Annotated in this window: 19 protein-coding genes; all 19 read right to left on the reverse strand. The window is 29.5% G+C overall.

Features of this window, described 5'->3' with window-relative positions:
* Positions 1-5: 5 nt before the first annotated feature.
* A complete protein-coding gene (gene fliQ / locus JYG23_RS07535; protein ID WP_207237829.1) occupies positions 6-272 on the reverse strand; it encodes a flagellar biosynthesis protein FliQ in 267 nt (88 codons plus the stop codon).
* A gap of 14 nt (positions 273-286) precedes the next feature.
* Positions 287-1,057 (reverse strand): flagellar type III secretion system pore protein FliP, encoded by a 771-nt coding sequence (gene fliP / locus JYG23_RS07540; protein ID WP_207237830.1) that lies wholly within the window; start codon positions 1,055-1,057, stop codon positions 287-289.
* Positions 1,014-1,397, reverse strand: coding sequence for a flagellar biosynthetic protein FliO (locus JYG23_RS07545; protein ID WP_207237831.1), 384 nt, complete (start codon positions 1,395-1,397; stop codon positions 1,014-1,016). The genes fliP and JYG23_RS07545 overlap by 44 nt, the downstream gene beginning before the upstream one ends.
* Positions 1,398-1,433: 36 nt before the next feature.
* Positions 1,434-1,796: a response regulator gene (locus tag JYG23_RS07550; protein WP_207237832.1), complete on the reverse strand. Its 363-nt coding sequence runs from the start codon at positions 1,794-1,796 to the stop codon at positions 1,434-1,436.
* A gap of 44 nt (positions 1,797-1,840) precedes the next feature.
* Positions 1,841-3,079 (reverse strand): flagellar motor switch phosphatase FliY, encoded by a 1,239-nt coding sequence (gene fliY, locus JYG23_RS07555; RefSeq protein ID WP_207237833.1) that lies wholly within the window; start codon positions 3,077-3,079, stop codon positions 1,841-1,843.
* A 16-nt stretch (positions 3,080-3,095) separates the two neighbouring features.
* On the reverse strand, positions 3,096-4,091 hold the full coding sequence (fliM, locus tag JYG23_RS07560; protein WP_207237834.1) for a flagellar motor switch protein FliM: 996 nt from the start codon (positions 4,089-4,091) through the stop codon (positions 3,096-3,098).
* 35 nt (positions 4,092-4,126) lie between these two features.
* A complete protein-coding gene (locus tag JYG23_RS07565) occupies positions 4,127-4,930 on the reverse strand; it encodes a flagellar motor protein MotB (protein WP_207237835.1) in 804 nt (267 codons plus the stop codon).
* Between the two features lie 47 nt (positions 4,931-4,977).
* Positions 4,978-5,772: a motility protein A gene (locus JYG23_RS07570; protein ID WP_207237836.1), complete on the reverse strand. Its 795-nt coding sequence runs from the start codon at positions 5,770-5,772 to the stop codon at positions 4,978-4,980.
* 2 nt (positions 5,773-5,774) lie between these two features.
* A complete protein-coding gene (locus JYG23_RS07575) occupies positions 5,775-5,981 on the reverse strand; it encodes a flagellar FlbD family protein (RefSeq protein ID WP_207237837.1) in 207 nt (68 codons plus the stop codon).
* Positions 5,982-6,114: 133 nt separating this feature from the next.
* Entirely contained in the window at positions 6,115-6,981 is an 867-nt protein-coding gene (locus JYG23_RS07580) for a flagellar hook-basal body complex protein (RefSeq protein ID WP_207237838.1), read from the reverse strand.
* A gap of 87 nt (positions 6,982-7,068) precedes the next feature.
* Entirely contained in the window at positions 7,069-7,455 is a 387-nt protein-coding gene (locus JYG23_RS07585; RefSeq protein ID WP_207237839.1) for a TIGR02530 family flagellar biosynthesis protein, read from the reverse strand.
* A gap of 33 nt (positions 7,456-7,488) precedes the next feature.
* Positions 7,489-7,989, reverse strand: a complete 501-nt coding sequence (locus JYG23_RS07590; protein WP_207237840.1) for a flagellar hook capping FlgD N-terminal domain-containing protein — start codon at positions 7,987-7,989, stop codon at positions 7,489-7,491.
* A 23-nt stretch (positions 7,990-8,012) separates the two neighbouring features.
* Positions 8,013-9,485 carry a flagellar hook-length control protein FliK gene (locus JYG23_RS07595; RefSeq protein ID WP_207237841.1) on the reverse strand — a complete coding sequence of 491 codons (1,473 nt, stop codon included), beginning with the start codon at positions 9,483-9,485 and terminating at the stop codon, positions 8,013-8,015.
* A gap of 40 nt (positions 9,486-9,525) precedes the next feature.
* On the reverse strand, positions 9,526-9,978 hold the full coding sequence (locus tag JYG23_RS07600) for a hypothetical protein (protein ID WP_207237842.1): 453 nt from the start codon (positions 9,976-9,978) through the stop codon (positions 9,526-9,528).
* Between the two features lie 17 nt (positions 9,979-9,995).
* Complete coding sequence (gene fliI, locus JYG23_RS07605) at positions 9,996-11,252, reverse strand: flagellar protein export ATPase FliI (protein WP_207237978.1); 1,257 nt, start codon at positions 11,250-11,252, stop codon at positions 9,996-9,998.
* A gap of 55 nt (positions 11,253-11,307) precedes the next feature.
* Positions 11,308-12,081: a FliH/SctL family protein gene (locus tag JYG23_RS07610; RefSeq protein WP_207237843.1), complete on the reverse strand. Its 774-nt coding sequence runs from the start codon at positions 12,079-12,081 to the stop codon at positions 11,308-11,310.
* On the reverse strand, positions 12,074-13,081 hold the full coding sequence (gene fliG / locus JYG23_RS07615) for a flagellar motor switch protein FliG (protein ID WP_207237844.1): 1,008 nt from the start codon (positions 13,079-13,081) through the stop codon (positions 12,074-12,076). The genes JYG23_RS07610 and fliG overlap by 8 nt, the downstream gene beginning before the upstream one ends.
* Entirely contained in the window at positions 13,081-13,740 is a 660-nt protein-coding gene (locus JYG23_RS07620; protein WP_207237979.1) for a flagellar M-ring protein FliF C-terminal domain-containing protein, read from the reverse strand. Before JYG23_RS07620 ends, fliG begins: the two co-directional genes overlap by 1 nt.
* A 45-nt stretch (positions 13,741-13,785) precedes the next feature.
* Positions 13,786-14,646 carry a flagellar basal-body MS-ring/collar protein FliF gene (gene fliF, locus JYG23_RS07625; RefSeq protein WP_207237845.1) on the reverse strand — a complete coding sequence of 287 codons (861 nt, stop codon included), beginning with the start codon at positions 14,644-14,646 and terminating at the stop codon, positions 13,786-13,788.

Consider the following 14,646-nt stretch of genomic DNA (forward strand, 5'->3'; position numbering starts at 1 on the left):
CTCACTTACGTTAATTTAGTCATAAGACTAAAAATGTATGTTATAAATTCTGTCATTATACTAATTATAAACGATCCCATTATAATCAACAAAAATGCTACTGTTACTAATTTGGGAACAAAAGTTAATGTTTGCTCATGTATTTGTGTTGCTGCCTGAAATATTGCTATTATTAATCCTACAATCATACTTATACCAAGCAATGGTAATGATATTTTCAATATAACCAAAAGTGCTTGTTGCATTATGTCCATAACTAATGACGAATTCATATTTACCTCCCAATTTAAATGTTAAAAGACATCACTAGAGTTTTAAACAATAATGACCAACCGTCTACTAACACAAACAATAATATTTTAAATGGTAAGGATATCATAATTGGTGGTAACATCATCATACCCATAGACATTAGCACCGTAGATACTATTATATCAATGATTAAAAATGGTATAAATAATAAAAATCCAATAATAAATGCTCTTCTAAGCTCACTTGTCATAAAAGCAGGTATTACTACTGTCATTGGAAGTGATGCAAAATCACCATCATTAACAAAATTCTCATCTTTTGACAATGTAATAAACATATCAAGTTCTTTTTTTCCTGTTTGTTTTAGCATGAACTCTTTAATAGGTTTTGCTGCTTTTTCGTAAAACTCTTCCTGTGATATTTCTTCACTTTTATACGGCTCATATGCCGTTGTATTTATTTCTTTTATAACAGGCATCATTATAAACAATGTTAAAAATAAAGCTATCCCTACCAATACTTGATTTGGAGGTGTTTGCTGAATACCTAGAGCATTTCTTAAAAATGACATTACTATTATAATTCTTGTAAAAGATGTCATCATTATAATGATTGAAGGTAATAATGCAAGTACCGTCATTAAAATGATAATTTCAAGAGTATCACTTTTTGTACCATTGACATCTACATTTATTACGCCCGCGTAAACATTTACACTAGTTACAACTATTAACATGAGAGCAATCAAAATTATTTTAAAACTACATTTTCTTTTTTGTTCTTTCACCAAATTTATCAATCTCATCGCTAATAATGCCTTTCTTAAATTTAGATGATTTTCTATTTTTTATTGCTTCATTTAATATTTTACAAAATGAAGCATTGTTTACTTTTGAACTATCTGTATTTTTTACTATATTATCATCTAACTCTTTTAGTATGTTAATATTATTGTCAGTAACACTAACTAAATAATTTTTGTCGCATACATCTATTATAATTAAATACTTATTTTGACCTAATGGGACTTTATCAATAATTTTAATGTTTTTAGATGTAGAATACTTTAAAATTCCCTTTGATAATGACTTCGTACAATAATAAGTTAAAAACAATACTAAAATTATACCTATAATGGCTATCAAAAGTTGAACTATATTTTCTAAGATATTAACACCTCATTATCCCAAAACTGCTGTAACAGTTTTTAGTATTCTATCTGCCTTAAACGGTTTAACAATAAAATCTTTAGCTCCAAGTTTTATTGCTTCAACTACCATTGACTCTTGTCCCATTGCTGAACACATTACTATCTTAGCATTGCTATCATATTCTTTAATTTCCTTTAATGCTTGTAAACCGTCCTTATTAGGCATCGTTATATCCATAATTACTAAGTCAGGTGACTCTGTTTTGTATGTATTTACTGCAATTTCTCCATCACCAGCCTCTAAAAGTTCCTCATACCCATTCTTTTTAAGAGTATCTTTAATCATCATTCTCATAAAAGCCGCGTCATCTACTATCATTATTTTGCCACTCATTTGTTCTTAACCTCCATAAAACAAAACTTTTTCATTGTTATTTTTTACATAGTTATTTTAACTATATCATCTTTTTTTACTATTTCTGTTACTCTTACACCAAAGTTATCATTTACTACTACTACATCACCCTTTGCTATAACTTGTCCATTTACAATAACATCAACTTGTGCACCAGCTTGCTTATTTAATTCTACTATTGAACCTTGTTGGAATTCAAGTATTTCTTTTATTTTTTTCTTTGTTCTGCCAATTTCAACACTTATTTGTAGTGGAACAGACATTATTAGCCCTAGATTAGTAAGCTGTTCGTTTGATAATTCTTCCTCTTCATCCTCAAAACTTTCATATTCCATTGGAGAAACATTAACTGGTGTTTTAGACTTTCTTGTTCTTCTATCTGATTTTCTACGTCTAGGTTCATAATCATAATCCTCATCTTCTTCATCAAAGTCGTCTTCATAATACTCATGTTGCTTTTTACGTCTTGATTTTGGACGATTAACTTCTTCCTCCTCTGTATCTTCATTTTCATATTGTACCGAGTGAGGCATAACTTGTTCTTTCTTATTTATTTCTTTTTGTTTTTTTTCACCATTTTCTGTTTTCACTGTGTCATCTGATTTACTAGGCATGCTTTCTGTAGTTTCTACAGTGGTATCTGTATTATCACCCAAACCAGTACCAGACAAGAATAATGTTACCATCTCTTTAGCCAATGGAACAGATATTACATTGATAAATTCACTATTGATAATATCTCCAACCTTAAGTTTAAATTTAACCGATACTATAATATCATTATCTGCATAATATCTTCCCTTAAAGTCTTCCTTATTGACAATTTCGTAAGTAACAGGAGTCGAAATATCCACTCTTTTGCCTATAAAATCAGCAAGTGCAGTAGCAGATGAGCCCATCATTTGATTCATTACTTCACAAACAGCACTCATAGCAATTTCATCTAACTCAAATTCATCATCTGCTATTTCAGTTCCCATTAATGTTTCTAATATAACCTTGATATCGTCTTTTTTTAAAATCATAACATTGTCGCCTTCGATACCGGATATATACTTTATTTCTACCCCAATTGCTGGTTCTAAATCTTCAAAATCAAATTTTTGAGCACTAACAACGTTAACTTCTGGTACAGTTATATCAACTCGTTGATTAAGTAAAGATGACAATGAGGTTGCTGAAGAACCTAGGCTAATATTCATCACCTCTCCAATGACATCTTTTTCCATTTCACTTAAATACATTTCATTTGAATTTTCCATATTATACCTCTTTTCGTTAATATAAGATTTCCTTGATTTTTATTGCATTTCTCTTTCTCTTGACTCCCCACTTACCTTTAAACCACAATTGATCTTCCACATTCATTGTTATATCTTCATTAACTCCTTTATCCAGTACAATTACATCACCAAGTTGAATGTTTAAAACATCGTTCAAGGATAAATCTGCTTTTCCTAATACTCCTGAGATATTTAAATTTGAAGCTTTTACGTATCCAAGTATTGCTTCCTTATCCATTTCAGCTTGCTGCAAATCAGATTTTTTTCTACCTAATCTTAATAGATGTTCAGATTTTTTAAATATTTCATCAAGTGTCAAAGTTGGAATACATACTGTTATTGAGCCATTTAATTGTTTCACTACTGTATTCATAACTATCAATAAAACAGTATCATTGTATCCAATAGATTGTATAAATCTAGCATTGGTTTCAATCTTATTAAATTCAACTATTATTGGAACTGTTCCTTGCCATGCATCTTGCATTTTTGCTATTATTTGTCTCATCAAATTATCCAATATAGATAATTCTATATCTGTAAAATCTCTATCGTAGTTATAATCATCACCATTGCCACCCATTAGTTTGTCTATTATGGAAAAGGCTAATGGTTTAGAAAAATTCATCAGAACTTGACCACAAGAATTTTTACTATCAGGTAACAAAAAATCTACTACACATAACAATACAGAATCACTTAAGGCATTGTTATATTCATAAAAAATACTTTCTTCTATTTGTTCTACTTCTATCTCACAAAAAAGCCTTAACACTGCTGAGAGGTAAGATGATAAAATACGACCATAGCTTTCGTAAACGCCATTAAGTAATTTGATGTTTTCTCTAGTTACTTTTTTCGGACTACTAAAATCATATACTTTTATCTTTCCATCTTCATTTTCAGTATTAATTTGTTCTATATCGACTTCACCACTGGTTAAGTTATTAAGCAGTGCATCAATTTGATTTTGAGACAATATATCTGCCATATTACTTGCCCTCTTCTATCTATTAAACTTTTATACTAATCATTAATATTTTTATTGTTATTATTTTTATTATCTTCTCTATCACCTAAAACATCATATATATAATCTGTGAAACTCCTAGCGTGACCTCTCTTTGTAATGAGTATTTCAACTCTTCTATTTTGTGCTCTACCCTCTGGAGTTTCATTAGTTGCAATAGGTCTATATAACCCATATCCAACTGATAATAGCTTTGCTTTATCAAACATGTCCTTCGACTCTAAATATACTAAAACTTCAGCTGCTCTATCACTTGATAATTTCCTATCGATTGAACTAGAATCGCTTTCTACCATTGCAGTATGTCCAGCAACTATTATTTCTTCAATAGCATAATCTGCTTCATGTATACCCAAAGCAACTATATCCAAAATCTTTTGACCACTAACCTTTAACTTAGAACTATAACCATCAAAAAAAACATTGTTTCTAAAACGAATAAATACACTATCCTCAGTTCTATCAACCACTATATCATCTTGTAAATTATTTTTATTAACGTAATTTAGAATCATTTGATACAGTATATCTAAACCTTCCAAATCTTTGTCTTCTATAACTGGTGTTTCTTCAACTGAGCCTTGATCTAATAAATCCTCTCCTGGCTCCATATCGTCAGGTTTGGATATAACATTATTACCATTAGAAAATGCTTCAACTAACATCATAAACTTTTCTTTATCTAAGTTAGACATTGAAAAAAGCAGTATAAAAAATGTTAATAATAATGTTACCATATCAGCATAAGTATTAAGCCAAGAACCTTTAGAACCAGAATCCAATTTTTTCTTTCTTGCCAAATTTTTCACCTTCAATCTGTATAATTATAAGTTATATACAAATGTTATTATCTGTTAGTCGCTTCTATGTCGTCTGTATTTATTCTATCTTTTGTAATCAAATAAGATTTTAATTTATCTCTTAAATATTTTGGATTTTCTCCAGCTTGTATTGAAAGTACACCTTCCATAATAAGTTCTTTAACAACCATTTCTTCTGCATGCTTAGATTTCAACTTATTACCAAGCGGTGCAAAGAATATATTTGCAAGACACGATCCATAAAAAGTAGTTATAAGTGCAGTAGCCATTCCTTTAGTAACGCTAGTTGCATCATCTGGATTCATTGTAGAAAGCATATTAATAAGTCCTATTAAAGTACCTATCATACCAAATGCAGGTGCAAAGACTTCAGCTCTTTCATAAAGTTTCCAAACCTCCGAATGACGAGATTCAATACAATTTATTTCATTCTCTATTTGTTCCCTAACTTTAGTAGCTTCTAATGCATCTATAATAAGCATAACACAAAATTTCAAGAAATCATCATCAATTTCTATTTGATTTACTTTTTCTTCAAGCGCCAATAATCCTTTTACCCTTGCTTCTTGTGCTAAATCAACTAAAACATCTATATATCCATTTAAGTTAACTTTATTTTTTCTCATCGCAACTCTAAAGTGCGTTGGAATTTTCAAAAAATCTTTTAATGGGACTGACATAAAAGTTGCAGCAAATGTACCACCTACAGTAATACAAACACTTGATAAATTCCAAAATGAATTTAAGTCGCCATTACCTGTAATACCATATAATACAAGACCGATAGCTGCTATAAGTCCTATAATTATCGTAAAGTCCATTTTTATACCTCGCTTACTTTCATTAAATTACTGTAAATCTTTCTATTATACTCTATTATACGATTTACAACTTCATCCTTTGTTTGAGTTACTAAGTAGTACCTACCAGTTGTTAACATTATTTTAGTTTCCGGTATAGTTTCTATTAGCTCAATTAAATTACTATTTAGCACTATTTCCTCTTTATTAAGCTTTTGCAATACTATCATAGACTCCCCTTTTTCTAATAAATTTATAAAACTAAATATAAATCATTAAACATTATAATTAGCTATTTAATAATTTATGTTTTGTTTTATACAACCTAGAATAGAGGGATTTAACCCTCTATTCTAGAAAGAACTATCTTTTAAGATTAACTAATTCTTGTAGCATTTCATCAACTACAGTAATAATTCTTGAATTTGCTTGATATCCTCTTTGAGTAGTTATCATATCTGTAAATTCTTTAGCTAAATCTACATTTGACATTTCCAAAGCACCTGGTACTAATGAACCAACACCATTTTTTCCTGGAACATTGTAAGTTATATCTCCAGTATTATTTATTGATTTAAAATACGAACTACCTTGCATTGTAAGTCCTTCAGCATTTGAGATTTTAGCTATACCTATAGTTGCTAAATCAAGTACGTTACCTTTATCGTCTATTCCGGTAATATGACCATTGCCACCAATAGATATATTTGTGTACTTGTTAAAATCAGGAATTATAATTTCTTCTAATTGTACTTCATCATTGTTTAATTTTGCGCCGTAATCAGTTGTTGGAGGTGTACCAGGAGTTATGGTAGAAATTGCTCCCTTAACTGAATTACCATTAATATCAACTAATCTAAATGTTGTTCCATTAGATGTAGGCATGAAAGATAATGCTCCTATACGTGTAAACATATTCCCACCATTTGGATCTTCAACTGCTATAAAACCTTCTCCATCTATATATATGTCCATTGGTCTATCAGTTGGAGCATATCCTGATTGTACATGCAATGTATCTATTGAACCTACTTGTGCACCGTAACCAAGTTGAGTAGCATTTACACCTTCGCTTGATGATCTAATAGTTTGGTAATACATATCTCTAAAAGTTACTCTTTGAGATTTATATGCGTATGTATTTACGTTCGCAATGTTGTTACCTACAACATCCATTCTTGTTTGGTGTGCTCTTAATCCAGCAACGCCGGAGTACAATGATCTCATCATAATATTTATTTCTCCTTTTAATTAAGGTAACTGTATATATTTGTATTCGTCAATAAGTCGGAATACTTAGCTTCCTAAAAGGACCAGCTATTTTATTACAGCTCCATCTATATTTGTAAATATGTTCTCTTTAAGTTCGTTATTATTTACTGCTGTTATAACTTTATTGCTAAGTGTGTTAACTATAAATGCTGTTGAATCAATCATAACCAATACATTTTTTAGTCCCTTGCCCTTAGCTTGTACTATTGCTTCATTTAACCTTGATGATACACCCTCACCTACATTAATATTTCTTTCTTCTATTCTTTCGGTAGCATGCTTAGAAAATGAAACAGTATTTTTTTGACATTTTTCCTTTAACAGTTTACTAAATGTATTATCTTTGCTGTCAATGTTCTGTTTTTTTATGGAGTTAATGTCTAGATTATTGTTGATATTACTTATATTCCTTATAAAATTAATATCTGTCACAACTCCACCACCTTTATACTTTTTATAATATAGCTACTCTTCAGATGTGATATCATCACTACCTTCAGGCTTTTCTTCATCTGTCTTATCACTATCAGGCTCAGTTTCTTCAATTTCTTGAACTTTTTTTATTTCCATAACATTTGAATATTCATATTCATTACCATTGACATACAGCTTTGGCATTCCACTGGACAATGTTACTTTTTCAACAATTCCTTCTTCTGTCACTAATTTATTGTTACTATCATATTTAGCTACAATTACATTTTTCCCCACTAAATTTGTGGATTGATTCATAGTAGTCATCTTTGCCATTGAATCCATTGCTTGTAGAGATGAAAACTGTGCTAATTGAGCGATAAATTCAGTATCCGAGCTAGGATTCATCATATCTTGATTTGCAAGTTGCGCTGCTAATAGTGTCAAGAAATCATCAATACCTAAACTTGATTTATCGGATTTTTTAGTACTATTCGATTGACTTAGTCCACTCGTATTATATATGGGTGATACATAATCTTTTATTTCCATGTCTTCTCCTTATACTATACTCTTTAATAATTGTAATAAATTTCTCTAAGCTTTGTTAATTCTGAAAGAAAATCTACATTTTCGAAGTCACTCATATTGCTTGTTTCAGTTTCAACATATTCTCTATTATCTTTTCGCTCTTGTTGTTGACTTTGCCGATTATTTTGATTATTTTGATTTTGATACTCATCAGCTAATTCCTTTTGTGTATTAACATTAATAAATGTCTTTTCCTGAGAACTATCTTGTAAAACCGCCTTTAATTCATCTAAATTAGATAATAATAAGCTTTGAGTTTTTGCATTAGATGCTACAATTTCAACTGTTAATATGCCTTTATCAAATATCATTTTAATATCGAGCTTACCTAAATTTTCTGGAGTAAGTTGCATTGAAACTGTATCTATACCCTTATCCTTCATTATGACTATTTGTTCCTTAACCTGATTAATTGTGTTTTCTTTAATCATTGAAGCTTCATCTGTTACTTTAAACATATTGTTTATTTTGGGTAACTCTAAATCGCTAAGGTTAACATCATTTTCTACAGTGTTTGTTTTATCTTCATTTTTATTAATTTGTTGCTCTTCATTTTGCCGATTTATAGGCTTTGTAGTTAATACTAGCTCTTCTATAGATTTATCTTCACTCAGCATGTTTTTAATATTTTGATTAACAATATTAAAATCTAAAGTATTTAAATTTTCAGCAGTATTTGTATTAACTAACGAGTTTTCATTACTAGCACTCACTAATATTTTAGAATCTAATTTTTGACTAATCAAATTGATAATATTTTCTAAAACTACATTCTTGCTATCTCCATCATATTGCGTAATAAGCTTGCTTAAAGATTCAATATTATTTGATGCAATATAAGGATGAATTGCACTGTCTACAATATCTAATAAATTAGTATCTGTAGATAAGTCTGAAAATAAATTAAGTAACGCATCAGCTGGGCTACTTTGCTCGTTATTGACTAATCCTTGTGATAATAGTTGCTCAACTAAAACAGAAGCATTATTACTATTATTATTTGCATAAATAACATTTGAAACAGATGAATTCGGAATTATTAAGTCACAATTCAATTGATTTAATAAAGTATTGTTAGTATTATTATCTACAATATTTAATTGAGTTAATAAGGTATTGTTTGTATTGTCATCTGCAATATTTGAATCCAAACTATTTGTTGCATTTAAATTTACATTTTGTAGTAAAAGCAAAATATATGACATCAAATTATTACTTGTTTTATCTTCTTCATTTATAAATTGCTCATCAATTTCATTTGTTGTAGATTTCACTACCTCTTTTGGCTGCTTATCATTCACAACAGTTCTATTTAATAGCTTAGAAAACGAATCATTGTCAACTATTGAATTGTCAGTTTTTTTACTGGTTTCATTTGGTTTACTAACTTCATTTGGTTTACTACTAACAATTGGTTTTTTTCTAATGTTTATATCATTTAAAATATTTGTACCCATATTCAATTGTTCACCTCCTCTCAATATTGATTAAATTTATTTAAAAGTTTTGAGTACTCATCAAGCTTGAAGCAGTCACAAATTCTTCAATAAATATTTCTTCTGATTTCTGTAATGCCTTATTGTACTCATCTACCTTTTTCTCTTTCAGCTTATCAATTGTTGAAATTTCTCTATTCATCTCAATTATTTCAAGTTTCTTTAACTCAATTTTCTTTAACAAAATTTGTTTTTCTTCACTTTTTTTCTTGATTAAATTTAACAATGAATTCATATAATCTTTGTAATACTGTATTTCATAAGATAATATTAAAGTTCTAGTTTTTTCTATATAAAGATTATCAGATTTTATGTACTTAATTTTTAAATTTTCTATTTCTTCATCTTTTTTTGATAGGAGAAATTGCAAATTACTTAAATCATTTTTCAAATTCTTTAAATTTTGATTTTTGAATTGTAATATTTTCTCCAAGGAAAATTCAAATTTTTTCATATTATCTTTTTTTACCTCTATTTATCTTGTACAACTTCTTCTAACAAGTTTAGTGTCTCTTCAAAAGTGAAACTTTCATTTATTCCTTGCTGTAAGAAACTATTTACATTATTTATTTTTTGTATTGCATCATCAAGAGTTGCATTTGTTCCACTTTTATATGCACCAATTGAAATTAAGTCATAATTTGCATAGTATAAAGATAAAATATCTCTTAACTTTTTTGCTAACGCATTATGTTTATCACCAACAATATCATTCATCAAACGAGAAATACTTGCATTTATATCTATTGCCGGAAAATGGTTTCTATTTGCTAATGCACGAGTTAAAACAATATGTCCATCAACTATACCTCTAACTGTATCGGATATAGGTTCATTAGTATCATCACCCTCTACCAATACAGTATAAATACCGGTTATAGAACCGTTTCCGAAGTTACCGCTTCTTTCTAAAAGCTTAGGTAATTCAGCATATATCGATGGGGTATATCCTCTCGCAACTGGTGGCTCTCCTGTTGCAAGTCCTATCTCTCTTTGAGCCATTGCAAATCTAGTTAAAGAATCCATCATCAACAACACATCTTTACCCTGGTCCTTAAAATATTCTGCAATTGTTGTAGCAACCAAAGCACATTTTATCCTAAGCATAGCAGGTTGATCTGAAGTTGCAACCACTAAAACAGAACGTTTCAAGCCCTCTTCTCCTAAGTCTTTCTCAATAAATTCTCTAACTTCTCTTCCTCTTTCACCAACTAAAGCAATAACATTAATATCAGCTTTAACATTTTTAGCTACCATACCTAACAATGTACTTTTACCTACTCCACTGCCAGCAAAGATACCCATTCTTTGACCTTTGCCGATACTAAGTATACCGTCAATCGCCTTGACTCCAAAGCTTAGTGTGGAATTAATTCTTGGTCTTTCCAATGGATTAATATACTCATTGTCAACATATGATACAGAAGTTACATTTTTAAACTCACCTTTACCATCAATTGGTTCTCCCTTAGAGTTAATTATTCTGCCTTTTAAAAAGTCTCCCACAGGTATTGATAACTTTTTTCCAGTTGATACAACAACATTTCCTAGTCCAACACCCTTTATATCTTGGTATGGCATTAATAGTACTTTACTGTCATTAAAGCCAACAACCTCGGCATCAATTGATTTATTATTATCTGTAACTATCTTACATATCTCTCCGATTTTGTACTTTGTACCTGTTGCTTCAATTTTAAGTCCAGAAATTTGCTTAACTTTTCCCATGTGTGTACATAAATCAGATTTTCTTAATAATTTATTTATATCATCAAAGTTCAAATTAGCTCTCCTGTGCTCCAAATATAATGCTCTTAAGGTTTTTAACCTGCGTATTTACTCCTGCATTAATAACATTATCCGGAGTTTCTATAATTAATTCTCCATTTTCACTATCAGTCAAAACTTCAAGTTTGACATGTTCTGAAATTTTCAATAGCTTTTCCATAATGTCTTTATCAGTTGAAATTGTAATGTAATCTTTACTTGACAAATATATTTTTAGCCACTCAATGTTTTTGTAGCTATTAATTGATTCAGTTAGAAGATTTTTTATTACATCTTCATTTTGATTAACTTCTGTTTTTATTATTTTCTCTGCCATATTTATTGCAAGTTCAGATAACCCATCTTTGTAATTTTTAATTACTTCCTCTTTACTGTCTTCTACTAAACATATTTGTTTTAATAGTTCAGCAACTAATTCTTCCTTCTTATTAAGCAGTTCTTTTTCAGCATCTGTATAACCCTGCTTTTTACCATCCTCATAGCCATCTTTTTTCCCAAGTTCAAATCCCTCAGTATAGGCCTCTTTTTTCATCTTTTGTATTTCTATAATAGCTTCTTTTTGTATTTGTATTTTAGACTCATTAGCTTTTTCAATAATCTCTTTAGCTTCTTGAACAGAATTTGAAATAATTTTTTCTTTTCTTGCATTTACTTCTTCTAAAACTGTTTCTTCATCAACTACATTTATATTCAAAGACTTTATTTCTCCATAATTATTACTATGAAAGCCTTTAATAACAACATCACTGGATTTAATTATACTAGACAATTATTTCATCCTTTCCGCCTTTTGTAATTACAATTTCGCCTTCTTCTTCCAATCTTCTAACAATTGAAACTATTCTTTGTTGTGCTTCTTCAACATCTCTTAATCTTACATTATGAGTATACTCTAATTCAGACTTAATTGTATCTTTCATTCTTTGAGACATATTAGCAAAGAACGCTTCAGCTACCTCTGTATTCGAACCCTTTAATGCTAAAACTAAATCTTTAGTATCAACTTCACGTACAAAACGTTGTATGTCTCTACCACTAAGACTAATAATATCTTCAAATACAAACATTCTTTTTCTAATTTCGTCTGTAAGCTTCATATCTTTTTTACTTAATTCATCAAATATATATTTTTCATTTCCTCTATCCATATTGTTCATTACATCAGCAATATAGTTAATACCACCAATTTCAGCAAAGTCAACTGAAACAACTGACATAAATTTCTTTTCCAAAGCACTTTCTACTTGCTTAATTACTTCTGGGGAAGTTCTATCCATCTTTGCAATTCTCTCTACTACTTGAAGACGTTTTTCTTTTGACAATTCTCCAATAACTGCAGCTGCTTGTTCTGACCTAGCATATGATAATATAAGAGCTATAGTTTGTGGATGTTCATTTTGTATAATAGAAAGCAAATTTTTATAATCAGCTTTTCTAATAAAATCGAAAGCTTTTGTTTTCATTGTTTTAGAAACTCGTTCTAAAAGATTTGCAGCTGTTTGTTGTCCGAATGCTTTTTCTAGAACGTCTTTAGCATATTCTACTCCGCCCTCAGTTATAAATTTTTGTGTTAAACATATACCATAAAAATCTTCCAAAATTCGTTCGTTGATTTCAGGAGATATTGGTGTGATTTGAGCAATTTCAAATGTTAATTGCTCAATCTCGTCTTCTTTTAAGTACTTGTAAACCTTTGAGGCATTTTCAGCACCTAACGCAATAATTATGGCTGCAGCTTTTTGTTTATTGGATAAATCTTCTCTAGCCATTAGTTATCTTCTCCTTTCAACCAAGTTCTAATAAGTTGTGCTGTTATTTCTGGGTTAGTAGATGAAAATTCGGAAATTTGTTTTTTAAGTGCAACCTCTTTAGTTTCTTTAACTTCAATATCATCTTTAATACTATCCCATGAATCCTCTGATGTATCTTGATTAGGATTTTCAATCATTTCTTTTTCTAACTTTTTAAGCTTTGCTTTTTTAATTTTTTTAGAAATAAGTATTATAATAAATAAAATCAATATAAGCGCTACTATACCTACTGCAATTATCATTTTTTCTTTGTCAGTCAATGCTTTTACATTACCTTTATCATCAAATACTTCAACAATAGGTTCATTGAACTTAATATTATGTAACGCAACATCTTTTATATCAATACCTGCTGCATATGCTATCAACTCTTTCATATTCGACTTTTCATCATCAGTCATTTTTTCTTTGTTGACAATAACAGCAACAGTCATTTTTTCAATACTTCCGGGTTCATGTTGTACTTGCTCTTTAATTTGACTTACTAAATAGTCAATTGTACTTTTATCTTTATAATATATATCATCGCCATTTATAGTAACTTCCGGATATACTGGAACTTCGGAATTGTTTTCTGTTCCTACTACTCCGCCTTTAGCTTCACCTTCACCTACTATTTCAGTGTCATTATCCTCTTTATTGACAACGCCTTTGTTAGTATCCTAGTTTGGTATGTACTGTAAATTTTCACTGATTTTTTTATCAAGATTAATATTGCACTTTGCTGAAACTTCAACATTATCTTTTCCATAGCCTTTAGTTAGCAATTTAGCAATATTACTTTCAACCTCATTTTGTATTTCTCTTTCTATTTCAAGTTTTAGTTTAAGCGTATCTGTTTGCATAAGCTCATTAGAAGTTGTTAAATCATTTCCATCTGTGTCCGTAATAGATATATTTTCTGTTTTCAATCCGACTATACTAGTTTTAATTAAATTTTGTATGCCGCTAACTTGTGATTTAGTTAGTGCATAGCCTGAAAACATGTTTATTTTTACATTTGCAGAAGATTCATCCTTGTTTGTGTCCCAAGCGTAATTATCGTTTTCTGGAATTGCTATATTGACAATTGCTTCTTTTACACCTTTAATTGTTTCAATTGAAGCACTAATTCTTTCCTGTAACTGGTACAAATCATATTTCCTTTTCTCATAATCAGTAGTCATAAAATCAATGTTTTTTGTGAAAATATCATAATTAAGCCCTGAATGAGGATAGCCCTCCTCAGAAAGTTGCATTCTCACTAAAGATTCGTTTTTTTCAGGAATTAAGATTTGTCCACTTTTTTCATATTTGTATTCTACATTTTTATCTTTTAGCTTTGCCATTACCTCTGTTACTTCTTCATCCTCTAAATCAGAAAACAATACTACATAATTAGTTTTATTCATAATTATAGTTAATATAATTGCTCCAATGATAAGTACAGATGTAGCAGAAATAATTATTATCTTTACTTTTTTACTGAGTTTTTTCACAAACTCTATTATGTTTTTACCTGAATTTTTTAGTTGCTCTTCCAT

Source organism: Sedimentibacter sp. zth1 (assembly GCF_017352195.1).
Lineage (GTDB): Bacteria > Bacillota > Clostridia > Tissierellales > Sedimentibacteraceae > UBA1535.